Genomic DNA, 20,851 nt, shown 5'->3' with positions numbered 1-20,851 from the left:
CACAGCCTGGTGGCAGTTTACAAGCGCTGAATAGTTACGCGGCGGCAAAGAAAGTAAGTGCCGCCCCGCACAGGGGCAACGCTAATAGACCACTAGCAAATCAAGGAAAGGCACCACCCCAAGGCGCCCCACCAAAACGCGCGCCCTGCGAGGAAAAAAGCCCCCAATCTAATGCCGTTTCTTCCCCGCCGAAGGCACTTCATCCACAGCCGAGTGCCGCGGCTCACTCATATCGACTGCAATCGGATCACTAGCAGGAAAGCTTTCTTCAAGAGCCTCATCGAGACGGCTATCGGCTGACTCAGCGGGCGGCTGCACCGCTTCCTTGTGATGAGTTGCGTGTTGCTTCTGCTTGGTCATGACGTGCTCCACTGGAAGACACTCGACAACTCAGCATAGCGCAAAGCAACCCCGGGCAGAGCATCAGCCGAACAACCCAATCCCCCGCACCGTAAGCATTTCCTTCAAACCCCAAAAAAACTGAAATCAGAAAACAACAAGCAAAAAAACAAAACTTAAAACCAACCCGCATCAAGTCGTTCTCCGAGTGTTGCCTGACAACAAAAAGCATCCGCCGGCCACACAGCCCGGCAAAAAAACACGGCATACCGTGAACGGACAACGTCCAAGCTCGGGAGGGGAGCAACCAGAAGCAGCGAACAACAAGGCAGCGAACGACATGGACCGAAAAAACCCGGCGCGCGCGCAGCGCTTCAACGCATCACACGTGGTGGAAGCCGAACTGGAGCATCTGGATTGGGCGACACGGCAACCGGCGCTGCGCATGCTGGACGCCGTGTACTGGCGCCGCCGCGTGCTGGCGGTCAAATGCGGATTCGAGCTGACGGACTTGCAGGTGATGCGGCTGGAGAAAATCTTGCAGCGGCTCGGCTATCCGTCGGAGTAGCCGGCCGCCAAGGCGGCGTTTTATTCGTTGCCACCGCTGGTGCCACCGCCGGTGCCACCATTACCACCATGATTGCCGCCGCCATGGTTGCCACCGTCGCCGCCGCCCGTGCCGAACAGACGCCGGCGGCGTGTCACGACCACCGGACCGTCGGACGTGCTGTTGCTACGATCGGGCGCAGGGCGATCCGAAGACGGCGCGCCATACGACTCGCGCGGTTCACGGTGATCGCGCGGTTCACGCGAGCCGTGCGGGCCACGCGTGGTGTGCTCGCCGTGCGAAGGCCGCCCCCCGGCGCGCGGCGCCGGACGCGTGCCGGTGTCGAGCTGGATCGTCGAGATCGCGCGCTTGTAAATGCCTTGCAGGCCGACAGGCGTGCGCAGCATCACCAGATACTGATCGAACGACTCGATGCACCCTGTCAGGCGAATGCCGTTGACAAGATAGATCTCGACGCGCTTTCGTTCTTTGCGCGCAGCGTTCATGAAGTCGTTTTGCGGATGCGATTCTGCGGAAGCCATGGACAATTCAGGTTAGGAAGACGGTTGTTCGCCGCGATTCTACCCTGTGTGGGGGCAGAACGCGTCGGCGGGCGAACTGCGTCCACTATAACGGCTTGCGCGGACATAAGCATCTGATAACTATTAGCTGTAACGTTGAGTTACGAATCTGCCGACGAATAGCGCTTTCTTCGGCCACGTTCGAGCACGCCAGATCGGGGTGGCGGAAAAAGATGGTGCGTGTCGCTGCCGTACGTGGAATAAATCACAGCCCGCTCACGTTAATTCAGACATGGCAGCGTTGCATTTCGCACGTGGCCGATCGGATCCCCGGCTCGCAGGCGCCGGCCGGGCGCTCATCAGGAGACTCACCATGAAAGTATCCCGCATTCTTTCCGCCACCTTCGTGCTGCTGGCGCTCGCGCTGGGCTCGCTCGCAACGAGCGGCTGCACCACCGACAGCGGCGCTTCGGGCGCCAGCGGTAACAGTAGCAGCGGCGGCGGCTACTGATCGTTGCCACGCCGGGTGAGTTTCGAAGCTGAAGTGATTTCGTGGCTCCCGCAGTTGCGCCGCTACGCGCGCGCACTGACGGGCGACCGCGCCTGGGCCGACGACCTCGTGCAGGATACGGCGGAGCGCGCGCTCGCGCGCTGGTCGGCGTTCCGTCCGAACAGCAACCTGCGTGCGTGGCTCCTGACGATCCTGCGGCATCTTTACATCGATCAGTTGCGCGGCCGCCGCGAGATTGCCGTCGACGATGAAAGCGCGCCGTGGCGCAATCTCGAAGCGCCGCATGGCGAGGTCGACGGTCTGGTGTTACGTGATTTGCAGCGGGCGCTATATTGCCTGCCGGTCGAGCAGCGGGAAGTGCTGCTGCTCGTTTGCGTGGAGGAACTGTCTTATCAGGAAGCGTCGAAAGCGCTCGGCGTGCCGATCGGCACGGTGATGTCGCGGCTGTCGCGCGCGCGGGAACACATGCGCGTGCTGATGACGGAGGGGCCGCTTGAAGGGGGCGCTGTGGGGTTGGCGCGCAAAGTCCCGCCGCTGAAAGTAGTGAGAAATCCGTGATGAATAACGAGCACGATTCCAGCTTGCCTGAGGGGCCCGATCCGCGGGCGCTGTCGGCGTTTGTCGACGGCGAATTGCCGCCTGAGGAGCGCGCCGCGATCGAGGCGCAACTGGCGCAGCAGCCGCAGGCTGCCGCGAGAGTGGCGGCATGGCGCGCGCAGAAAGCGGCGCTGCAGGCGCTGTGCGGCGCGCCGCAGGGCAGCGAACGCAGCGAGAGCGTCGGACAGAGCGACGCGGACGACGAACCGGCCTTCATCGTGGTGCGGCGGCCGACGCCGTGGTGGCAACGCGTCGGCCTCGCGGCGTGCTGGCTCGCGGCCGGCGCGGGTCTCGCGCTCGCCTTGGGGCCGCTCGCCCCGCGTCTGACGGGCGGCGCGTGGAACGGGCTGGGCGGCCAGCCGCCGAGCTTTGCCGAGCGCGCCGATATCGCCTATGCGGTGTACACGCCCGAGCGGCGTCATCCCGTCGAAGTCGCCGCGAACGAGGAAGAGCATCTGATCAACTGGCTGTCCAAACGCCTGAACCGGCCGCTGTCGGTGCCGTCGTTGCAGGAGTACGGTTACTCGCTGGTGGGAGGGCGTCTGTTGCCGGGCGAAGCAGGACCGGCCGCGCAGTTCATGTACGAAAATACCAGCGGCGCGCGCCTCACGCTGTACATCACCGGAATTGCTCGCGACGAAACCGCATTCCGCCTGTTCCGCGACGGTAACCGCCGAACCTTCTACTGGGTCAGCGACCGCATGGGCTACGCGTTATCCGGGCCGATTTCGGAAGACAAGCTGCGCTCGATTGCTATCGAAGTGTGCAGCGCGCTAGGCGGCAAGCCGGAGGCCTGGCAGTAGCGCTGCAAGCGCGGCGAGCACCCGGACCAGGCAAAACGCTGATCGTCGGATTCCGTTGCAACACGTGGTAACAGAAACCGCCGTGCGCGCGCGTGTGCCGTCGGAATAGCGTCGCGCGGCGCCACGTTTACTCGCTGCAGGATCATGCTGTCCCGCCTTGCAAGCGCGTTGGGACGGCATGGTCTCGTGCGAGGCAAACCGACGGGGTCTTTACGGTGTCGACACGCTTTTTGCGAGTCGCAACGCCGGCACGTCGAGGCAGCGAAATCATGCTTACTTTTCATCAGTTCGGCACGGGGCTGCGTTTCGGCGTAGCGTGTCTGTGCCTGTGCGCCGTTTACGCGGCGCCGGTCGAAGCGCAATCGGATGCGAATGCGCCGCCGACGGACGCGTCGACCTGCCGCTTCGTGGTGGGTCAGGCGGAAATCGACGGCGTCATGCAGCAGGTCAGCGGTCGCGCGTGCCTGCAGCCCGACGGCAGTTGGCAGATCGTCGAAGACGATGCCGCCGCGCAGGCCATGGCGCCGGCGCCGGTGTATTACTACGATCCATGGTACTGGGGGCCGCCGGTGGCATTCGCTGGCGTGTCGGTCATTTTCGTCGACCGCTTTCATCATTTTCATCACATGGATCATGTGCGTTATGGACACGGATCGTATGGAATGGGTGGGCGCGGCGGCTGGCACGGCGGCGGGTCGACGCACATGTGGGGCGGCATGTCGCACGGCATGTCGCACGGCGGTGGTGGCGGTGGGATGCACCGCTAGCTTGGCGCCGCACACACGTATCGCCGCAAAGGAGATGCCTTGACGCGTAGCTTGCCGCCGAAAGTTTCCGCCGCCGGGTTCGATCGCGCGCTCGCCGGCTGGCGCGCGATCGTCGGCGAGTCGCACGTGGTGACCTCGGCCGCCGGGCTCGCCGCGTACCTTGATCCGTTCGCGCCCGGCGAGCGCGAAGCGTTCTCCGCGTCGGCCGCGTTGCTGCCCGCGTCGGTCGACGAGATTCGCGCGGTGTTGCGGATTGCCAATCAATTTCGCATTCCGTTATGGACGGTCTCGACCGGCCGCAACTTCGCGTACGGTGGCGCCGCACCGCGGCTGGCGGGTTCAGTCGTGCTCGATCTGCAGCGGATGAATCGCATCATTGAAGTGAACGAGACGCTCGCTTACGCGTTGGTCGAGCCGGGCGTCAGCTACTTCGATCTCTACGCGCATCTTCGCGAAAAAGGCTACAAGCTCTGGGTCGATCCGCCCGCGGCGGGTTGGGGCAGCGTGGTCGGCAATACGCTCGAGCGCGGCTTCGGCTATACCGCGTACGGCGATCACGCGGCGACGCAGTGCGGCATGGAAGTGGTGCTCGCCAACGGCGACGTGTTGCGAACCGGGATGGGCGGAATCGAAATCGGCACCGCGTGGCAACTGTATCAACCGGGCTTTGGGCCTTCCTTCGATGCGATGTTCATGCAGTCGAACTACGGCATCGTCACCAAGCTCGGTGTCTGGCTGATGCCCGCGCCGCCCGCGTATCTGCTCGGCGAAATCCAGTTCCGGCACGAAGAGGATCTCGAAACGATCGTCGATATTTTGCGGCCATTGCGGCTCGATGAAACGATCCGCAACAATGCGGTGATCGAAGGCGGTTTGCGCCGGGCCGCGGGTCTGTCGGCCCGTCAGCAGTGGTACGAAGGCAAAGGCGCCATGCCTGAAAGTGCGGTGGCGGCCATGCTCGACAAGCTGAACGTGGGCCGCTGGAATCTTCATTTCGCGCTGTACGGGACGCCTGAATTGATCGACGCGCGTTATGCGATCGTGCAGCGCGCGTTCTCCCGCGTGCCACAGGCGAAACTTTCGGCGGTTCGTTATACGGGCGATGCGCAACCCACCGCGGGCGGCGATCGCAACCTGGCCGGCATCCCCGCGATGAGCGCGTTTCGCATGCTCGACTGGCGCGGCGGCGCGGGCGCGCATGTGGACTTCGCGCCGGTGTGCCCAGCGACCGGCCGCGACGCGCTGCGTCAATATACGATGGTCAAGGCGCGCGCGGCGGAATACGGCTTCGATTACTACGGTGGCTTTACTGCGGGTGTGCGTCATCTGCATCACATCTTCGCGGCAATCTTCGACCGCGACGACGCGAATCAGGTCGAGCAGGCGGGCGCTTTATTGCGTTCGCTGATGAGCGATGCGCGCGCGGCGGGTTACGGCGAATATCGCGCGCATCTCGCGTATATGGATTTCGCGGCGGCGCAGTACAGTTTCAACGACGGCGCGTTGCTGCGGCTTTCGGAAACGATCAAGGACGCCCTCGACCCGAACGGCATTCTCGCGCCGGGCAAGCAGGGGATCTGGCCGGCAGCGTGGCGCGACCGGCGGGGTTATACGTGAGGCGCGTGAGTGAGTTAGTGAGTCAGTGAGCGAGGTGAACAGGCAATGGACCGACGCGCTTTCATGATGACCGGCGCATGGCTCTCGACCGCGGCAGGGGGCGCATGGCCGTGGCTCGCCGATGCCGCCGCTCGCCGCGACACGCTCGCCGTGATCGATTCCACCCTCGCGGGCGGCCCCGCATTCGCCGACTACGTCGCACGCATGAAGCTGCCCGTATTCGAAGCCGGTGACGACATCGGCGCCCTCTGGTACACGACACTTGCGCCGCGTTTCAGGCAGACACCCACGCAAACACCGGCGTCGCTGATCGGCCTCACACGCGCATCCGATTACTTCGTGCTCAGGGAACTTGCCACCCGCGTAGGCCAACTGGTCGAGCACAGCCACGAGCAGGGTGCGGGGCTCGTCGCGCATGTCGCTTTCGCGTTGACGCCGCGTCTTATCCGCTAGAACCCTAGAACTTATAAGCTTTGTTCTTTGGATCGAAGGTGGAATCGTCGAGCGTTTTCGGCGTGATGCTTTCGAAGACGATCTTCTCGAAGATCTTGCCGTCGTTGTCATAAGACTCGACAGTGCGGAAATACGGATGCCGCAGATCCAGCCCGAGCGTTTCTTTCTTCGCATAGAACTGCGGCGGGCCGTTCGGTGTTTCGAAGGTGAAGGCGACCACGCGCACGCCGTCGATCGTTTTCACTTCCACCTGATTCGAGCGCGGTATGCCGGCCTCAATGTATTTTTTGCATTCAGAGAGGTACTGACCGGCAATGTACTCGGTGCCGAGATCGCGCACCTGGTGGTTCGATTGCGCACGAGCGAGGGCGCCGTTCAACGCGGTCCACAGCGGCATCACATTCATGATGCCGCCAAGGTGGCCGTACATTTCGTCGGTGCGCTTGGACTCGTCGTAGATGATTTCCTGGCCGGCGTGCGCGCCGTCGGGCAGCCACTTTGCGTAGATTCGCAGCGGATCGTGGGCGATGCGCACCAGCATGTGATCGGGCTTGTCGGGCCACTGGCCATGAATGCGTTCCGAGCGCGACATGGTGAACTCGTATGACGGAAAACCGTTCGGCCCTTCCTTGATGTAGCGCGGTAACGCAAGCGGATCGAGCGACTGGAACAGCGCGACCAGTTGCGCGTCGTCGAGCTTCTCCATGGCGCCGCTCTGTTGCGCGGCGCGCAGCCACTTGACCTGCTGGTCGAGCGTGAGCTTGCCGACCTGCGAGGACGGCGTGGTGGGCGCCTTGACGGCGCTGTTGGTGTCGAGCGCGGGCGGCGTGTCGTCGTTCTGTGCGAATGCCGGCGGCGTTGCCAGCGCGGCGACGCTGGCCACTAGCGCGCCGATCAGAAGTCCCCGTGACGAAACCGCACGCAATGAAGCGGCTAGGGACGCGCCCAACGTGGCGGTCTCCGACGAAAGACGGGCGAGGCGCATGAAGGCCGGCGAGCGGCTCGAACTACGCGAGCGGCTCAAGCTACTCGAGCGGCGTGAGCGTGCGGACATGCTGTGCTCCATGAATCTCTCCGAAAGGACGGCGCAAGGCGTGGTGCCAGGCGCCTTGCCTGTCAGGCAGGTTTTTGCTTCGCGAGTTCCTCGTCGCGCAGCGCGCGGCGCAGAATCTTGCCGACGTTGGTTTGCGGCAGCTCGTCGCGGAACTCGACGAGCTTCGGCACCTTGTACCCCGTGAGGTTCTTGCGGCAGTGGGCGATCACCTGTTCCGCGGTCAGCGACGGATTGCGCTTGACGATGAACACCTTCACGCGCTCGCCCTGCGCCGCATCGGGCACGCCGATTGCGGCGACTTCGCGCACGTCCGGAAGCATCGCGATCACGTCTTCGATTTCATTCGGATAGACGTTGAAGCCCGACACCAGGATCATGTCTTTCTTCCGGTCGATCAGGCGAATGAAGCCGCGCGAATCCATTACGCCGATGTCGCCGGTGGCGAGCCAGCCGGCGTCGTCGATCGTCTTGGCGGTTTCTTCCGGACGATTCCAGTAGCCTTTCATCACCTGCGGACCCTTCACGCACAGTTCGCCGGCCTCACCGATGTTTGCCCACGACCCATCGTCTTTCCTGAAGCGTACTTGCGTGGACGGTGCGGGCAGACCGATCGAGCCTTCGAAGTCGCGAAGATTGGTCAGGTCCACTGGATTCATCGACACGATCGGCGAGCACTCGGTCAGCCCATAGCCTTCGATGATCGGCTTGCCGGTGACCGCCTTGAAGCGATCGGCGACCGATTTCTGCGTGGCCATGCCGCCGGCCATCGCGAGTTTCAGGTTCGAGAAGTCGCGCTTGCAGAATTCTTCGTTGTCGAGGAACGCGTTGTAGAGCGTATTCACCGCGGTGATGCCGGTAAATTTCTCGTGACGGATGATCATCATCACGCGCTTCATGTCGCGCGGATTGGCAATCAGGATGTTGCGTCCGCCGAGGCCCATGAAGATCAGCGCGTTCACCGTCAGCGAATAGATGTGATAGAGCGGCAGCGGCGTGAGCACCGTTTCGATGTCGCCGCTCAACTGCCCCTCGGACCAGACCTTCGCCTGCAGCAGGTTGGCGATAATGTTCCTGTGCGTGAGCATCGCGCCTTTGGCCACGCCCGTGGTGCCGCCGGTGTATTGCAGGAACGCGATGTCGTTGTGCGTGGGACGTACGGGCGTCAGCGGCCGCGTGTAACCGATCGAGAGCGCGTCGAGCAGCGGCACCGCTTTCGGCAGCTTGTATTCCGGCACCATCTTCTTCACATGGCGCAGCATGAAATTGAGCAGACGTCCCTTCAGATTCAGGCCGTCGGCGAGCAGATCGCCGAGACCCGTCACGATGACGTTCTGTATTTTGGTGCCGGGCAGTGCGTCTTCGACGGTCTTCGCAAAGTTCTCGAACACGATGATGGTTTGCGCGCCACTGTCCTTCAACTGGTGCGCGAGCTCGCGCACCGTGTAGAGCGGATTCACGTTGACCACTACGCCGCCCGCCTTGAGTACGCCGAACAGAGACACCGGATACTGGAACGTATTCGGCAGCATGATCGCGACGCGCTCGCCGGGCTTCACACCGATGCTTTGCAGATACGCGGCGAATGCGGCGGCCTTGCGGCCGAGCTCGCCATACGTCATGTTCGCGCCGACGCTCACATACGCGACGCGCTCGCGGAACTTCGCGATGCATTCGTCGAAGAACTGCACGAGCGATTCGTACTGGTTGACGTCGATCTCATGCGGAACGTCTGCCGGATACGACGCGTACCAGATGCCGTCGGTGTTGGGCGCGCGATTCGCCGCCTGACTGGGCACCGGGTCCGCTGCATTCGCAAGCGGTGTGGATCCGGCGGCGGGCGAGAGCGGGACTTGCGTGGGCTGGGTCATCGGTCGTCTCCTGAAGCAGTCGCTTCATCGGTTTGTATGCTGGTCTTGCAGCCAGTCATTGAAGTCATCAAGGCGGCAATCAAAGCGGTCATTGCTGCAGCCTTCGAAACAAGGCATTCATTGAAACACGCGCTGAGGCAAGCGCGACGCCTAGCGTTCCAGAATTGCCACTACGCCCTGGCCGCCCGCCGCGCAGATCGAGATCAGTCCGCGCGCGGTGCCGGCCGGCTTGTCGAGTTGCGCGAGCATCTTCGCGAGTCCGGCGACGATACGGCCGCCCGTGGCGGCAAACGGATGGCCGGTGGCGAGCGAGCTGCCATTCACGTTCAATTTTGCCCGATCGATCGCACCGAGCGGCCCAGGCAACCCGAGCTGCGTGCGGCAATACTCGTCATCCTGCCACGCCGCGAGCGTGCACAACACTTGCGCCGCGAAGGCTTCGTGAATTTCGTATAGATCGAAGTCCTGCAAGGTGAGCCCGGCACGCGCGAGCATGCGCGGCACGGCGTAGGCGGGCGCCATCAGCAGGCCCTCCTTCTTGTCGAAAAAGTCGACGGCGGCGGTTTCGGACCAGCTCAGATACGCCAGCACTGGCAGGCCATGTTTGGCTGCCCATTCCTCGCTTGCGAGCAGCACGGCGGACGCGCCGTCAGTCAGTGGCGTCGAATTGCCTGCGGTCAGCGTACCCGCGTCGCGATCGAATACCGGCTTCAGACCGGAGAGTTTTTCGAGCGTCAGGTCGGAACGCAGATTGTTGTCGCGCGCAAGGCCACGATACGGGGTCATCAGATCGTTGACGAAGCCGCGCGCATACGCCTCGGTGAGCTTGCGATGGCTGTCGTAAGCGAGCACGTCCTGCGCTTCGCGCGAGATGTTCCAGCGCTTGGCCATCAGCTCGCAATGCTCGCCCATCGAAAGTCCGGTGCGCGGCTCGCCGTTGCGCGGCAAAAGCGGTTTGAAGAACATACCCGGCCGCAGTTTGGCGAGAGCACCGACACGTTGGCCGGTGCTCTTGCCGCGATTCGCTTCGAGCAGGATCTTGCGCATGCGCTCGTTGACGCCGATCGGTGCGTCGGAGGTCGTATCGACGCCACCCGCGATCCCCACTTCGATCTGCCCAAGAGCGATCTTGTTGGCGACGAGAATGGCCGCCTCCAGCCCGGTGCCGCAGGCCTGCTGCACGTCGTAGGCGGGCGTTTCCTTGGCGAGCGTGGTGGACAGCACGGATTCACGCGTCAGGTTGAAGTCGCGCGAATGCTTGATGACGGCGCCGGCCGCCACTTCGCCAAGACGTTCGCCGTGCAGGTTGTAGCGGTCGATCAGGCCTTGCAGCGTGAAGGTCAGCATGTCCTGGTTCGACGCGGTCGCGTAAGCGGTGTTCGAGCGGGCAAACGGAATCCGGTTGCCGCCGATGATGGCGACGCGGCGCACGGCGGGCAGCGGGTTGGACATGCTTGGCTCCTTTGGGTCGTTCCCTGGTTATTGAACGGTGCGAACGGTGCAAATGATACGAACGGCGAGTAAGGCTGCTTTGCGTTGGTGTGTCTGCAAGCTCAGCAACGATTTGCAGGCGGCTTCAATTCCATGCGGTGACGAAAGCATGCGCGTGCCTGTGGGTGTCTGCCGGTGCCTCATAGCAGCTTCCACTGCATACGGCCACGCAAATGCGGTTTTTCTCCGGTAATGTCGCGCACCTCGATGTCGCGCTCGATCAGCGAAGGCGATGCGCTCCACAGCGACGCCTCGCCCGGCAGCAGCATCGGCAATTTGAATTCGGCACTCAATGTAGCCTCGGCGAGCGGTTTCGGCGGTTGCAGCGCGGCGGCGGCGCGCGCCAGCGTCCACATGCCATGTGCAATCGCACGCGGAAAGCCGAATGCCTTCGCGGACAGCGCGCTCAGGTGGATCGGGTTGTAGTCGCCGGATACGCGCGCGTAGTCGCGGCCCAGTTGCGGCGGCAGTTGCCAGCGCGAGATGCGTTCCAGCGCGACGTGCCCGAGCTCCAGCGGATCGAGCGAACTGCCGCTCGCCGGCACACCGCGTTTCAGATAGACGCTGTCGCCATCCCAAACCGCTTCGCCACGGCGGTACATGCGGGTATGCAGCACGAACGCCTGGCCCTTGTCGTGACGCAGCAGCGCGCCGAATTCCACCTCGACGCGCAACATGTCCTTGTAATTGAGCGGCCGGCGCAGCCGCACGTGGTTCGCCAGATGCACGAGGCCGAGCGCGGGCCAGGGAAACGCCGGGTCGGTGAGCATCAGCAGATGCAGCGGGAAGGCCAGCAGATGCGGATACGTGAGCGGCACGCCATGCTCGGGGATGAAGCCGCAGACCCGCGAATAACGCCAGATCGGCCCCGGGTCGAGGGCGACTGCCGGGCGCACGAGGCGCAACGCCGGCAGGTGTGTGTCGCGCCCGCGTTTGACGATGCCGGACAACGCGCGCCCATACAGTTTCGCCGGCGCAGGCAACTGCTCGATGAAGACGGTCTTCGGACGGGCCGCGCCCGCTGCGTGACCACCCCGGAACGGATCACCCGGTTCACTCATGCTCACGCTCCAATCAGGCTTTGTCCGCACGCGCGCACGATCTGGCCGCTCACGCCCGCCGATCCCGGATGCGCGAGCCACGCTATGGCCTGCGCGACATCCACCGGCTGGCCACCCTGGCTCATCGAGTTCATCCGGCGGCCGGCCTCGCGGATGGTCAACGGAATCTTCGCGGTCATCTGCGTTTCGATAAAGCCGGGCGCCACCGCGTTGATCGTGATGCCGCGCGCGCGCAGATGCGGCGCCATGCTTTGCACCCGGCCGATCACGCCGGCTTTCGATGTGGCGTAATTGGTCTGGCCGAGATTGCCGGCAATGCCGCTGATCGACGACACGCCGATGATGCGGCCACCGTCGCGCAGAATGCCCGCCGCGAGCAGGGCGTCATCGATCCGTTCCTGCGCGGACAGGTTGATGTCGATTACGCTTTGCCACGCGGCGTCGGTCATCTTTGCGATGGTTTTGTCTTTCGTGATGCCCGCGTTGTGCACGACGATGTTCACGCCCTGTTCGTCGAGCGCCGCGGCGATCTGCGCGGGCGCTTCGGGCGCGGCGATGTCGAAGGCGAGGGCGGTGCCGTTCAACTGGCGCATGGTCGAGTCGAGCGCCTCGCGCGCCGTGGGAATGTCGATGCCGATCACGTGTGCGCCTTCCGCGGCGAGCACGCTCGCAATCGATGCACCGATGCCACGCGCGGCGCCGGTGACCACGGCACGCCGGCCTGCGAGCGGTTGAATCCAGTCGAATGCCGGGAGGGCATCGGCACCGGTGTGTACGCCGATGCGCACCACCTGGCCCGACACATACGCGGAGCGCGGCGATAGAAAGAATCGCAACGTCGCCTCGATGCCGTGCTCGGCGCCTTGCTCCACGTAGATGAGATTCGCGGTAATGCCGCGCCGTGCCTCCTTGCCGAGCGAACGCGTGAGGCCCTCGAGCGCGCGCTGCGCGGTCCATTGGCGCGGGCTCGCGCAGGCTTCCGGCGGCCGCCCCAGTACGATGATGCGGCCGCACTTGCCGAGCGAGCGCAGCGTATCGTGGAAAAAGCTGTGCGGCGGTTCGAGCTGGCTGCTGTCTTCGATACCGCTCGCATCGAACAGCAGGGCGGCGAGCTTGCCGTGCGAACCGGACTCCGCCGGTTCGAAACGGCCCGTCATCAAACCATGGCGATTCGCGAGCGGCACCCATAGCCCCGCGCTTTCATGGGCCACGCTGGTCATGCCGATGCTCGTCACGAGATTCGCGAGCGCATCGAGCAGACGCGGTTCGCGGCCCGCCCCGATCGCGATCAGTCCGTCGAACTCAGGCCGGTCCGCGCGATAACGGTGCAGCACCTCGGGCTTCGGTAAGCCTAACGAGCGCGCGAGGCGCGCGCCGAATGGCGAGTTGACGAAGTTCAGGTAAGAGTCTTTCATATTATTGATTGCTCCGCTGGCCACGCTCCGAAGGAAGTCCCATCGGGGACTTCAAACGTGTGTCAGTGTGCACCCAGTTTGGGGCATCTGGGTGAGCCCCGCCTGGATGTTTTTTTCAAGGCGCTCAGGCCGCGAACTCCCGCGCTTTTTCGAGCGCGTCCTTGCGCTTTTGCAGATTGGCGAGCATGTCGAAGTCGGGCGGGAAGTCGTCGACCTTCACGACTTGCGCGCCATACCGCGCATAGTCCTCGAGCACGCGGCGATCGTCGGCGTCGATCAGGCCTTTCTGTTGCGCCGTCTCGGTCCACGCGGCCAGTTGCGGCAGGCTCTGCGGCATCGGTTCGAGCAGGCCTTGTTTGACTGCGTCGCGCAGTTTCTGGTCGATCTGCGTGAAGCGCGGGTTCAACTCGAACACCAGCTCGCCGTAGCCGAGCGCGTCGACATCCGGATGCGGCACGTACGAGTCGGACACGAGGCGGTTGCGTGCCGCGCCCGGCGTTTGCATCAGCTCCGCGATCTCCGTGCCGAGGCGATCGGACGGCTCGCGATACGGCAGGCCGAATGGGAATGCCAGCACGCGCACGAGACCCGCGGCGAGGCGGTTCGGGTAATTCGCGAGCACACCGTCGAGCGCGTGCTGCGCTTTGTACAGCGAATCTTCGACGCCCCAGCGCACCAGTGGCAGGTCTTCTTCCTGACGGCCTTCGTCTTCGAAACGCTTGAGCGTTGCCGAGATCAGGTAGAGCTGCGAGAGCACATCGCCGAGGCGCCCAGAGATGCGTTCGCGCCGTTTCAGATCGCCGCCGAGCACGAACATGGAGACGTCGGCGAGCAACGCGAAAGCCGTCGAGATGCGAGTGGCCGCGCGGTAGTACGACAGCAGCGGGGCGTACGCCGTGCGCGGTTTGGTGATGAACGCGCCGCCCGTGACGCCATAAACGAAACTGCGCACCACATTGGAGAGCGTGAAGCTGACGTGACCGAAGAAGGCCGCATCGAAATCGCGCAGCGCCTTGCTGCGATCCGTTTCGCGCGTGGCCTCCATTTCCTTCAGCACATACGGATGACAGCGAATCGCTCCCTGGCCGAAGATGATCAGGCAACGCGTGAGAATGTTCGCGCCTTCCACGGTGATCGCGATCGGCACCTGCTGATAGGCGCGCGCGAGGAAGTTCGACGGCCCCATGCAGATGCCCTTGCCGGCGGCGACGTCCATGCCGTCGTTGATGACCATGCGGGCGCGTTCGGTGATGTGGTACTTCGCGATCGCCGAAATCACCGAGGGTTTTTCGCCGAGGTCCACCGCCTGCGCGGACAGGCGGCGCGCGGCGTCCATCACGTAGAGATTGCCGCCCATGCGGCCGAGCGCTTCCTGCACGCCCTCGAACTTGCCGACGGGCGTGCGGAACTGGCGGCGTATCGCGGCATAGGCACCGGTGCCGCGCACGGCGATCTTCGCCATCCCCACATTCGACGACGGCAGCGAAATCGCGCGGCCCGCGGCGAGACACTCCATCAGCATGCGCCAGCCGTTGCCGACTTGCGCGCGGCCGCCGATCACCCAGTCGAGCGGAATGAAGACGTCCTTGCCCGAGTTCGGACCGTTCTGGAACACCGCGTTTAGCGGCCAGTGACGGCGGCCGATGTTGACGCCCGGATGGTCGGTCGGAATCAGCGCGCAGGTGATGCCGGGCTCTTCGTCCGAGCCAAGCAGATGGTCCGGATCGAGCGCGCGGAATGCAAGGCCGAGTACGGTCGCGATCGGTCCCAGCGTGATGTAGCGCTTGTCCCACGTGACGCGAAAACCGAGTGTCTCGCGGCCTTCGAACGTGCCCTTGCAGACGATACCGACATCGGGAATCGCCGCCGCATCGGAACCCGCGTAAGGGCTCGTCAACGCGAAGCAGGGGATATCGTCGCCGCGAGCGAGGCGCGGCAGATAGTGGTTCTTCTGCTCTTCGGTGCCGTAGTGCATCAGCAATTCAGCCGGGCCGAGCGAGTTCGGCACCATCACCGAAACGGCGGCGGCCGAGCAGCGCGTGGAGAGCTTCATGATGACCTGCGAATGCGCGTAAGCGGAGAACTGTTTGCCGCCGTACTGCTTTGGAATGATCATGCCCAGAAAGCCGCGCTCCTTGATGTACTGCCAGGTTTCCGGCGACAGGTCCTGCCACACCATGGTGGTTTCCCAGTCGTTTGCGAGATCGCAGAGATGCTCGCATTCGACATCGAGAAACGCCTGTTCTTCGGCGGAGAGCGTGGCCGGACCGTAGCCGAGCAGCGTGTCCCAATGCGGGCGTCCGGAGAACAGTTGGGCGTCCCACCAGACGGTGCCGGCTTCGATTGCGTCGCGCTCGGTCGGCGACATCTCCGGCAGGATTTTGCGGAAAATGTCGAGCACCGGTTTCGTGAGCCATGTACGGCGCAGCGGTTTGATCGTGAGGACGAGGGCGGGGAACACGAAGACGATCGCGAGCAACGTTGTCGCCGCCGGCCCCGCTGCTCCGCTGACATGCGCGGCCGCCACCCAGACGATCATGAAGGCAAGCCACCATGAAGCGCGCGCCTGAACGTAGACGAGCGCGAGAGCGGCAATGACGAGTACCAGGGTGAACCACGACATAACGTTTCCTCCTGTTTCGATGGTGCGTGCGAACGCATCCACGGGTCGCGGACGGCTCGCGTTCTGTTGGTCTTCTGACTGGCGGTGTTACTGCCGCGTCGCGCGCTCGGGGCGCTTTTGCGTTGCGCCCCTGCTGCGTTCTTCGTGTCGTTTTTTCAATTCGACAGCGTGATGTTGTTTAGGTGCGGGACTTAGACGTGCTGCTCGGATATGCGGTATTCATTCATGTTTTTGCACGCGGACGGCCCATCGCAGCACCGCCCGCATCAGCTTCAGTTCCGATCAAGCCGTGCCGTGCAACGCGGGCTGAAACGGACTCGCCTCCATGCTGCCGCCGCGTTGTTCGCCGTCCGAGACTGCGGGTCCCGACGATTCAAATCCGCCTGAGGCCTGCTGTGTACCCGCTGCCGGGTTCGCGCATTCCATCTGGCCTTCGGCGCCGCCTTCGGTGGCGTCGCCCAGCACGGCGGCAAACGTGGCCAGTTGCGAGCCGTCGGGCAAGGGCGCTTTCAGCGCGGCCACCATCAGCGATGCAAGACGCGCGATCAGTTGCAGGTCGTTCATCGACTTGCCTTGCGAGAACTCCGAGATCAGGCTGTCCGTATCGGTGCCGGCCAGCACCCCGGATAGCGCGCCGATCGCGAAGTGCAGACGCCAGCCGAGTTCTTCACGCGGCAGATGCGGCAGCGCACGCTGGAACGCATCGAAAAAGCGAATCGCAACGGACTCGTAATGCGCATTGAGAAAGTCGCGAATGAACGACGACGGATCGGTATAGGCACGCCCCAGCAGGCGCAAAAACGCCTTGCCGCCGATGCGCGGATCGCGCGACAGCCGCAGCGCCGGAATGAACATGGCGCCGAGCACGTGCTCGCAGGTCAGACGCGCGCCGAGCATTTCGTCGAAGCGGTCGAGCAGCTTGAGCCGCTCCTGGTTGAGCCGGTCGAGCCGGCGCGACAGCATCGAGTGAATCAGCGATTCCTTGCTGCCGAAGTGGTAGTTGACTGCCGCGAGATTCACTTCGGCCCGCGAAGTAATCTGGCGCAGGGACATGGCCTCATAGCCGCATTCGATGAACAGTGTTTCGGCGGCGTCGAGGATGCGGGACTTCGTGTCGCCGGCATGCCGGCCTGTTGTGCGAACTGCCATTTTGCGTCTCCCAGTTGCCGGGCATCCGGCCCGCAAACAAGCGATTCAAATGACTATTTGAAACAGCCGTTTTTTTTCAGGATAAAGAAGGATCGGGACTGCGATCAAGGGCTCGGTGTGGACTAACTCCTCTAGAAGACCTGACGAAGGTCCGTTTTTCCAATGCGCGCGGGCGCGTCAAGCCGCGCGGAAATAAAAAAGGCCGTTCCGATCGAAATCGGAACGGCCTCGTATTGCTTGCTACCTGTGTTTGGCCTTGCGTTTGTTTTCTGACGCCGGGTTCGCGCGTTCCTGCTTTGCGTTTGCCCGGCGCCTGCATTGCTGCTTGCGCTGCATTGTGGCGGTTCGAGCCGCCTTTGTAGCTATTGTGCCCGATAACGCGCCGGCGAAATAGCTGTTTAGTTCGAACGCTTGAAGCTGTGCCGCGAGGCGGCTTCCTTAGGTGCTTGCCGCGACCTCTTTCGCCGATTGTGTCATGTCGATGCCGCGGCGTTCGCGGCTGAACGGAATCAGCGCGGCGATCACCACCACCACGATACCGATCACGACGGCCATGACCAGTGCGTAGTTGTTGCCGTGTGCTTCGGCAGCGCTCGCCTGCAGAGGGCCGTTCACCGACGCGATCAGATTGCCGAGCTGGTACACGAGGCCCGGGAACGTCGCGCGAATTTCATCGGGCGAGATTTCGTTCAGGTGCACCGGAATTACACCCCATGCCCCTTGTACGGAGATCTGCATCAGGAAGGCACCGGCCGCGAGCAGCACAGGCGTGGTGGAGAAAGCCCACAGCGGCAACACCGGCAACGCGATTAAGGCGGCGATGAAGATCGCGCGCTTGCGGCCGATCTTCTCCGAGAACCAGCCGAAGAACAGGCCGCCGCAAATCGCGCCGATGTTTAGCGTGATCGTGATCCACGACACCGTATGCGCGTCGAATCCATGCTGCACGCGCAGGAAGGTCGGATACAGATCCTGCGAACCGTGCGAGAAGAAGTTGAACGCGGTCATCAGCACGATCGAGTAGAGCGACAGGCCGATGTTCTGCTTCAACGTGGCGACGAGACCCGGGCGCACTTTCTTCTCGAGCGTCTTGAAGGCCGGCGACTCCGGCACGTGTGCTCGCACGTACAGCACGAGCAACGCCGGCAGCACGCCGACGAAGAACATGCCGCGCCAGCCGATGTATTGATAGAAGACGCCGAACACGACGGAGGCGAGCAGGTAGCCGCTCGGATAGCCGGCCTGCAGGAGGCCCGAGACGATGCCGCGCGACTTGGGCGGCACGGTTTCCATCGTCAGTGCGCCGCCCACGCCCCATTCGCCGCCCATCGCGATACCGAACAGGGCGCGCAGCACGAGCAGGGTGGTCAGGTTAGGCGAAAAGCCGGACAGCAATTCCAGCAGCGAGAAGCACGCGATGTTGACCATCAGCGTCGGACGGCGACCGTACTTGTCGGCGAGCCAGCCGAAAATCAATGCGCCGACTGGACGCATTATCAGGGTCAGCATAATGCCGAAGGCAACCGTCGGGATGTTTGTATTGAATTCCGCCGCGATATCTTTCAATACGAACACCATTAGAAAGAAATCGAATGCGTCGAGAGTCCAGCCCAGATAGGCGGCGATCGTGACGTTTCTCTGTTCCCGTGTCCAGCTCATTGATTGTTCTCCTGAGTCTCCAATAACCCGTGTTTGACGACGGGCGGCTCTGCAGCCCCGTGCGACCCGTGGTGCGGGCTTCGAGCGAGTGTACGCCGAGCGTTAAGCGCTTGCATGGTTGATGCCGCGTTTATCCGTATTAATCCCTGGAGCGAATTCCGGTGCGAATCTCAATGCATGGCGGATGTCGGCTTAATGTAATTATTGTATTAACCGCGTTTGATAAATTGTTTGTTATTCGTAATGTATTTTCCGTGTCGGTGAACTGAGGTAACGAGCGGTGGTGGGCCGACAGATGCATGCGTCGTCCGCTCTCATGATCCGGACGGGCTCAAGTGCTTACGTTTCTGTTGCAGGAAGCGGATGCGTGCCACCTATGCGCATGACGCATCAGTCGAGTAGAAAAAGCAATTTGATTCATGTTGCGACGCGGAATAAGATGATCGCTATCCCATTAATTCCGCCTCTGTCGACGCACCATGTCAGTCAAATCAATTACTTCGGAGCCACGGCGCCGCGCGCGCAATCCACTTGCAGCATTGGCCGTCGTCACGTTGCTGACGGGGATCGGCGCCGGTCTCGGCGGCATGTTGCTCGCCTTGCTGCTGCACGGCATTCAGCACCTCGCATATGGCTACAGCGTGACGCACGTCATCAGCAGCGAGAGTTTCCTGGAAGGTGTCACCGATGCGACGCCTGAGCGGCGTGTGCTCGTCCTGACGATGTGCGGACTGGTGGCCGGGCTCGGCTGGTGGTTGCTGTATCGCTTCGGGCGGCCGCTCGTCAGCATTCGCCAGGCCGTCAAATCCGACGATCCGCGTATGCCTGTGGTGAGCACCACCGTGCATGCGCTGCTGCAGATCGTGACGGTGGCGCTCGGCTCGCCGCTCGGACGCGAAGTCGCGCCGCGCGAGATCGGTTCGGCGCTGGCCGGCTGGCTCTCGCGCCGCGCGGGCTTATCGGTCGAGCAAAGCCGGATCATGGTCGCGTGCGGTGCCGGCGCGGGTCTGGCCGCTGTCTACAACGTGCCGCTCGGTGGCGCGGTGTTCGTGCTCGAGGTTCTGTTGGGCACGTTTGGCTCGAAGGCCTTGGTGCCTGCCGTGGTGACATCGGCCGTCGCGGCGCTGGTCGCGCAATTCGGTCTGGGCAACGAGCATCAATATCTGGTGCCGTCGTTGACGGTGAGTACGTCGCTGGTCGTCTGGTCTGTGGTGTGCGGTCCGATTTTCGGTGCTGCTGCGTGGGGCTTTACGGAGCTGACGAAACGCGCGCGTGCAGAGGCGCCCAGGGATTGGCGTTTGCCCGTGTTGTCGCTGTTGAACTTCGCAATCATCGGCGTACTGGCGATGCACTTTCCGCAGTTGCTCGGCAATGGCAAAGGGCCTGCGGGCCTGGCGTTCGACGGCAACCTGACGATGGCGCTCGCGGCCATGCTGCTGGTGCTGAAGGTGGTGATCACCGCGAGTAGTTTGCGTGCGGGTGCTGAAGGCGGCTTGTTGACGCCCGGGCTTGCGAATGGCGCGTTGTTGGCGATCGTGCTCGGCGGGGCCTGGAGTCTGTTCTGGCCGGGCGCTTCTTCAGGCGCGTTTGCCGTTGTCGGCGCGACGGCGTTTCTGGCTGCTTCGATGCAGATGCCGGTTACGGCTGTGGTGCTCGTTTTTGAATTTACCCGGGTGAGCCACGACTTTCTGATTCCAGTTTTGTTTGCCGTCGGCGGCGCTGCGTTGAGTTTTCAGGCATGCGCGAAGTGGGCGCCGGCGCTGCAGTTCAGTTCTGGTTTCAACTGGGGTGGGGCGGGCAAAGCGCGATAGGTTTTTTTGCCTTTGCCGTCTTGCCCGCCAGTCGTGGCTGACGGCTTGGCGTGGTTTAAATTCCGTTATCTGAAGCTGCCCCAAAATCGGGGATGCTTTATCACCAGGTGTATTTCGCGTTGGCTAGCACGGTTCGCTCGTTGCCGAACGCGCAGACCGAGTACGATTGGCAGCCGCTGATGTAGTGACGGTCGAACAGATTCGCCACGTTCAGTGCGAGACGCCAATTGCGGGTGTGATAGTGCAGTGCCGCGTCGTACAGCGTATAGCTTGCGACCGTCAGCGAGTTGTCCGGCGCACCCGCGGACGCGCTCTGGTAGCGGATCCCACCACCGATCCCGAAGCCGGCGAGCGCTCCTGTATGCCATGTCCAGTCGGTCCACAACGATGCCATCTGGCGAGGGCGAGGGACGTCGACCGGCCAGTTGTTCAGCGACGCGTCGTTTGCCTTTACGTTCTTCACATCCTGATAGTCTTACTGTGTCATATATCCTGAGGACCACTGCTTCGATGAATGGTGCAAGCGTTGCGTGAGCCGTAGTCCGAGCAAGATGCGCAACGTAGT

At 63.0% G+C, this 20,851-nt stretch carries 18 protein-coding genes and 1 pseudogene; 8 read left to right on the top strand and 11 right to left on the bottom strand.

What is annotated here, in order from left to right; all coding sequences use genetic code 11:
• Positions 1–168 precede the first annotated feature (168 nt).
• The gene (locus P3T25_RS46800) at positions 169–360 is read right to left on the bottom strand and encodes a hypothetical protein (protein ID WP_154564899.1); all 192 of its coding nucleotides are present in this window, start codon (positions 358–360) and stop codon (positions 169–171) included.
• A 319-nt stretch (positions 361–679) separates the two neighbouring features.
• Between P3T25_RS46800 and P3T25_RS46795 the strand changes: the two genes are divergently transcribed.
• Positions 680–907: a hypothetical protein gene (locus tag P3T25_RS46795; RefSeq protein ID WP_154564897.1), complete on the top strand. Its 228-nt coding sequence runs from the start codon at positions 680–682 to the stop codon at positions 905–907.
• A 20-nt stretch (positions 908–927) separates the two neighbouring features.
• On the opposite strand, the gene hfq is transcribed toward P3T25_RS46795, so the two are convergent.
• Complete coding sequence (gene hfq, locus P3T25_RS46790; protein ID WP_429364417.1) at positions 928–1,428, bottom strand: RNA chaperone Hfq; 501 nt, start codon at positions 1,426–1,428, stop codon at positions 928–930.
• A gap of 352 nt (positions 1,429–1,780) precedes the next feature.
• Between hfq and P3T25_RS46785 the strand changes: the two genes are divergently transcribed.
• The 6 genes from P3T25_RS46785 to P3T25_RS46760 all read left to right on the top strand — a co-directional run bounded on the left by P3T25_RS46785 (position 1,781) and on the right by P3T25_RS46760 (position 6,155).
• On the top strand, positions 1,781–1,918 hold the full coding sequence (locus P3T25_RS46785) for a hypothetical protein (protein ID WP_166618265.1): 138 nt from the start codon (positions 1,781–1,783) through the stop codon (positions 1,916–1,918).
• A gap of 15 nt (positions 1,919–1,933) precedes the next feature.
• Positions 1,934–2,476, top strand: a complete 543-nt coding sequence (locus P3T25_RS46780; RefSeq protein WP_168435880.1) for an RNA polymerase sigma factor — start codon at positions 1,934–1,936, stop codon at positions 2,474–2,476.
• Complete coding sequence (locus P3T25_RS46775; protein ID WP_154564891.1) at positions 2,476–3,318, top strand: anti-sigma factor; 843 nt, start codon at positions 2,476–2,478, stop codon at positions 3,316–3,318. Before P3T25_RS46780 ends, P3T25_RS46775 begins: the two co-directional genes overlap by 1 nt.
• Positions 3,319–3,587: 269 nt before the next feature.
• Positions 3,588–4,085 (top strand): hypothetical protein, encoded by a 498-nt coding sequence (locus P3T25_RS46770; protein WP_266258052.1) that lies wholly within the window; start codon positions 3,588–3,590, stop codon positions 4,083–4,085.
• A 39-nt stretch (positions 4,086–4,124) separates the two neighbouring features.
• Entirely contained in the window at positions 4,125–5,702 is a 1,578-nt protein-coding gene (locus tag P3T25_RS46765; RefSeq protein ID WP_429364414.1) for an FAD-binding oxidoreductase, read from the top strand.
• A gap of 45 nt (positions 5,703–5,747) precedes the next feature.
• The gene (locus P3T25_RS46760; protein WP_154564885.1) at positions 5,748–6,155 is read left to right on the top strand and encodes a hypothetical protein; all 408 of its coding nucleotides are present in this window, start codon (positions 5,748–5,750) and stop codon (positions 6,153–6,155) included.
• A 4-nt stretch (positions 6,156–6,159) separates the two neighbouring features.
• On the opposite strand, the gene P3T25_RS46755 is transcribed toward P3T25_RS46760, so the two are convergent.
• The 8 genes from P3T25_RS46755 to P3T25_RS46720 all read right to left on the bottom strand — a co-directional run bounded on the left by P3T25_RS46755 (position 6,160) and on the right by P3T25_RS46720 (position 18,475).
• Positions 6,160–7,221 carry a DUF1571 domain-containing protein gene (locus tag P3T25_RS46755; protein ID WP_407674815.1) on the bottom strand — a complete coding sequence of 354 codons (1,062 nt, stop codon included), beginning with the start codon at positions 7,219–7,221 and terminating at the stop codon, positions 6,160–6,162.
• Positions 7,222–7,271: 50 nt separating this feature from the next.
• A complete protein-coding gene (locus P3T25_RS46750; RefSeq protein ID WP_154564883.1) occupies positions 7,272–9,077 on the bottom strand; it encodes an AMP-binding protein in 1,806 nt (601 codons plus the stop codon).
• 150 nt (positions 9,078–9,227) lie between these two features.
• Positions 9,228–10,529 (bottom strand): acetyl-CoA C-acetyltransferase, encoded by a 1,302-nt coding sequence (locus P3T25_RS46745; RefSeq protein ID WP_154564881.1) that lies wholly within the window; start codon positions 10,527–10,529, stop codon positions 9,228–9,230.
• A gap of 179 nt (positions 10,530–10,708) precedes the next feature.
• Positions 10,709–11,629, bottom strand: a complete 921-nt coding sequence (locus tag P3T25_RS46740) for a MaoC/PaaZ C-terminal domain-containing protein (RefSeq protein WP_154564879.1) — start codon at positions 11,627–11,629, stop codon at positions 10,709–10,711.
• A 2-nt stretch (positions 11,630–11,631) separates the two neighbouring features.
• A complete protein-coding gene (locus P3T25_RS46735) occupies positions 11,632–13,044 on the bottom strand; it encodes a 3-oxoacyl-ACP reductase (RefSeq protein ID WP_429364411.1) in 1,413 nt (470 codons plus the stop codon).
• A gap of 124 nt (positions 13,045–13,168) precedes the next feature.
• Positions 13,169–15,667 carry an acyl-CoA dehydrogenase gene (locus P3T25_RS46730; protein ID WP_429364409.1) on the bottom strand — a complete coding sequence of 833 codons (2,499 nt, stop codon included), beginning with the start codon at positions 15,665–15,667 and terminating at the stop codon, positions 13,169–13,171.
• A gap of 282 nt (positions 15,668–15,949) precedes the next feature.
• Positions 15,950–16,816 carry a TetR/AcrR family transcriptional regulator gene (locus P3T25_RS46725; RefSeq protein ID WP_154564873.1) on the bottom strand — a complete coding sequence of 289 codons (867 nt, stop codon included), beginning with the start codon at positions 16,814–16,816 and terminating at the stop codon, positions 15,950–15,952.
• Between the two features lie 438 nt (positions 16,817–17,254).
• On the bottom strand, positions 17,255–18,475 hold the full coding sequence (locus tag P3T25_RS46720) for an MFS transporter (protein ID WP_154564871.1): 1,221 nt from the start codon (positions 18,473–18,475) through the stop codon (positions 17,255–17,257).
• Positions 18,476–18,954: 479 nt separating this feature from the next.
• On the opposite strand from P3T25_RS46720, the gene P3T25_RS46715 reads away from it, so the two are divergent.
• Positions 18,955–20,286, top strand: a complete 1,332-nt coding sequence (locus tag P3T25_RS46715) for a chloride channel protein (RefSeq protein WP_171926404.1) — start codon at positions 18,955–18,957, stop codon at positions 20,284–20,286.
• Between the two features lie 100 nt (positions 20,287–20,386).
• On the opposite strand, the pseudogene P3T25_RS46710 reads toward P3T25_RS46715, so the two are convergent.
• Positions 20,387–20,758 (bottom strand): annotated as a pseudogene (locus P3T25_RS46710) (TonB-dependent receptor domain-containing protein); the annotation flags it as partial.
• Positions 20,759–20,851 lie beyond the last annotated feature (93 nt).

This window comes from Paraburkholderia sp. GAS32, from assembly GCF_050434225.1.
In the GTDB taxonomy this organism is placed as follows: Bacteria; Pseudomonadota; Gammaproteobacteria; order Burkholderiales; family Burkholderiaceae; genus Paraburkholderia; species Paraburkholderia madseniana.
The sequence above is the reverse complement of the archived record's forward strand: the minus strand, read 5'-3'. Positions and strand labels throughout refer to the sequence as shown.